Annotated in this window: 5 protein-coding genes; 1 reads left to right on the top strand and 4 read right to left on the bottom strand. The window is 32.1% G+C overall.

Features of this window, described 5'->3' with window-relative positions; all coding sequences use genetic code 11:
* Positions 1 to 186: 186 nt before the first annotated feature.
* Positions 187 to 1,452, top strand: a complete 1,266-nt coding sequence (locus tag L8D11_RS04740) for an IS256 family transposase (protein ID WP_236870522.1) — start codon at positions 187 to 189, stop codon at positions 1,450 to 1,452.
* Positions 1,453 to 1,527: 75 nt separating this feature from the next.
* Here the strand turns inward: L8D11_RS04740 and L8D11_RS04735 are convergent, their stop codons facing one another.
* From L8D11_RS04735 to L8D11_RS04720, 4 genes are all read right to left on the bottom strand, one after another.
* Positions 1,528 to 1,737, bottom strand: coding sequence for a thioredoxin domain-containing protein (locus L8D11_RS04735; protein ID WP_236870521.1), 210 nt, complete (start codon positions 1,735 to 1,737; stop codon positions 1,528 to 1,530).
* 63 nt (positions 1,738 to 1,800) lie between these two features.
* On the bottom strand, positions 1,801 to 2,205 hold the full coding sequence (locus L8D11_RS04730; protein WP_236870520.1) for a PIN domain-containing protein: 405 nt from the start codon (positions 2,203 to 2,205) through the stop codon (positions 1,801 to 1,803).
* The gene (locus L8D11_RS04725; protein ID WP_236870519.1) at positions 2,202 to 2,459 is read right to left on the bottom strand and encodes a hypothetical protein; all 258 of its coding nucleotides are present in this window, start codon (positions 2,457 to 2,459) and stop codon (positions 2,202 to 2,204) included. Before L8D11_RS04725 ends, L8D11_RS04730 begins: the two co-directional genes overlap by 4 nt.
* Positions 2,460 to 2,572: 113 nt before the next feature.
* The coding region (locus L8D11_RS04720; protein WP_236870518.1) for a hypothetical protein at positions 2,573 to 2,838 on the bottom strand (266 nt) is incomplete at its 5' end.

The following is a 2,838-nucleotide window of genomic DNA, read 5'->3' as shown; positions in this document are numbered from 1 at the left end:
CTATAGTAGAGTCTCAAATAAATACTAGATTCAAGCGAAAACAAAAAATGCAGTGGACCCGAGAGAATGCACACAATGTTTTGCAGATTAAAGCGACTATGTCCTCTAATGAGTGGAATCTTTATGAGAGAATGTTGAATTAAACTGTGTCAAAAGATAAATTAAAATTAAAAAAGGAGTTTAAAAATGACACAAGAAAAAAGTAAAAAAATCAAATATGCAAGCCAAGTAGAAGAACAGATAGTAGAAGCAATAAAATCAGGGAAATCATTATCAGGAAAAGATGGGATATTAACGCCAATAATAAAAAGAGCGTTAGAAACAGCATTAGAAGGAGAAATGGAGAACTATTTAAGCTCAAATAAAGAAGAGGATAACCGGAGGAATGGGAAAAATAAGAAAATCGTGAGAAGCGCATATGGAGATTTTGAACTAGAAACGCCAAGAGATAGGAATGGAGGATTTGAGCCTGAGATAGTGAAGAAAAGGCAGGTAACATTAACAGATGAGATAGATCAAAAAATAACAAAATTATTCACATTAGGGATGAGCTATGAAGATATATCAGATAACATACGAGAGATGTATGGAATAGGAGTGGATAAATCACAGATTAGCGGTATTACAGATAGAATAATACCAATAATTAAAGAATGGCAAGGAAGGCCTTTAGAAAAGGTATATCCAATAGTATTCTTAGATGGAATGTACAGTAAAGCTAGGATAGATGGCAAAGTAGAGACCCAAGTAGTTTATAACATAATAGGGATAACAGTAGAAGGTAAAAAGGAGGTTTTAGGTTTTTATTTATCAGAAAGTGAGGGAGCGCATTTTTGGCTGTCAGTACTAACGGACTTACAAAATAGAGGGGTTGATGATATGTTGATAGTATGTGTAGATGGTTTAAAAGGGTTCCCAGAAGCAATAAATAGTATATTTCCTAAGAGTCAGGTGCAACTGTGCGTAGTTCACCAAATTAGAAATTCTTTAAAGTACGTCTCTTATAAAGATAAAAAGAAGTTTGCAGAGGATTTAAAGCTTGTATATAAGGCAGATACAAAGAAAACAGCTGAAGATAATTTATTAGAATTAGAAGAAAAATGGGGTAAAAAGTATCCTATAGTAATAAAATCCTGGAATGAAAACTGGGAGCATTTATCGGTATATTTTATGTATAATAAGCTAATAAGAAAAATAATTTACACTACAAATATAATAGAAGGAATGCATCGTATAATGCGTAAATTTACAAAAACAAAAGGTGGATTTACTAGCGAAATGGCCTTACAAAAAATGGTGTACTGTGGAATTCAGGCAGCTTGTAAAAAATGGAGCATGCCACTATCAGATTGGGCTTTAACTATATCCCAACTTGACATTATGTTCCCTAATAGGTTAGGATTAAATATGAACAAAAAATATGATTTTTCTGTAGTGGAAAAATTAGCGTGACACAGTTCATTCAACATTCCCCCTTATGAAGCAAATATTGACAATGAGTTGATTCTAAAAGTTGCTTAACGCTATCTAATATTTATGCTTCCTTGCATTATGCAGTTTACTTTCTGCTTCTTTTTTGATATTCTCCACTTCTTGCGTAGGGGTTATGGCATTTGGCTTACTATTTTGTTCATGTGTATCAATCATTTCCTCGCTCTCTTTATTCCTTTCGTACCAATGCCAACCCCTCGCATGATTTTTGTAAAAGCTTTCATTACAATATCCACTATTTGTCATAGTAATAACGAAACTTACTACAAATATTACTTTTATAATTGATGTGGATACTGTTTTTTTCCATTAACTTGTTTTAATCCAATTCTCTACTTTAAGCCCTTCTATTCTAGCAAAATCTTTAATGTTATTTGTAACTAAAGTCATTTTCTTGCTTTTGGTTATTGATGCTATACAAATATCCATATCAGGAACTATCTTGCCTTGCTTTTTCAATTCTGATTTAATCTCCCCATATCTCTTTGCAGCACTGCTGTCAAAATCCAGTACCTTAATGTTTCTTATAAATCCTCTAACCGTTTCTATATTACCCTTTACTTGAGACGAGTTATACGCTCCAAAATATAATTCAGCTTCATTGATAGCTGTTGTGTGTATTTTATCTATATCTATTGAACCTATCTTATTTACAAGAGCATTTTGACCTTGTAAAAAGTATATAATAGTATCTGAGTCTAGTACGTAATTCATTGCATTATCTCCTCTTTATTTATTCTGTGCTTTTTAATTATCTCTAATATCTCTTTACCTTGGTCATCTTTTATACTTCCAGCAAAACTCATTAAACTTCCTACTTCTTTTGCTTTCTTCTCTGCATACATTGCTACTGCTTCTGATATAATTTTACTTCTAGACATGGCATATCTTTCAGACATGCTGATTATTAAATTTCTTATTTTAGGACTAAATGTAATTGTTACCGTTGGTCTTTGTGGTTCTTTCATAATATTATAATTATTTGTCATATATTGCATTATACCATACTTATTACTCTAATGCAACTACTGCACTTTGTATAAATGCTATATTTATAACCTTTTTGCGCCATTATTAACATTTACAACCCCCCATGATCCCTATTTTTATACTCTTCCTTATTGTATAAAGTCTCTGCATCTTTTGTATCTTTACTCTTATCTCTTCCATCTGGCTTCTTCTGCCTACTTTCATTTAAATCTTGTGTTTCAGCAAACTTCTTCTCATATAACTTCTGATCATCTATCTGCTCATTTATATCTCCTGTATCATTTGTACCTGTACCACCCTCTGCTATCACATCGTTTTTAATTGTATTAATCTCTCCTTCCATTAATCTTTGCGTAT

Source organism: Candidatus Bandiella numerosa, from assembly GCF_021811875.1.
Taxonomy (GTDB): Bacteria; Pseudomonadota; Alphaproteobacteria; order Rickettsiales; family Midichloriaceae; genus Aquirickettsia; species Aquirickettsia numerosa_A.
The sequence above is the reverse complement of the archived record's forward strand: the minus strand, read 5'-3'. Positions and strand labels throughout refer to the sequence as shown.

Coding starts and splice junctions, on each gene's coding strand:
- L8D11_RS04740 (WP_236870522.1), top strand. CDS start 187: ATGACACAAGAAAAAAGTAAAAAAATCAAATATGCAAGCCAAGTAGAA.
- L8D11_RS04730 (WP_236870520.1), bottom strand. CDS start 2,205: ATGAATTACGTACTAGACTCAGATACTATTATATACTTTTTACAAGGT.
- L8D11_RS04735 (WP_236870521.1), bottom strand. CDS start 1,737: ATGACAAATAGTGGATATTGTAATGAAAGCTTTTACAAAAATCATGCG.
- L8D11_RS04725 (WP_236870519.1), bottom strand. CDS start 2,459: ATGAAAGAACCACAAAGACCAACGGTAACAATTACATTTAGTCCTAAA.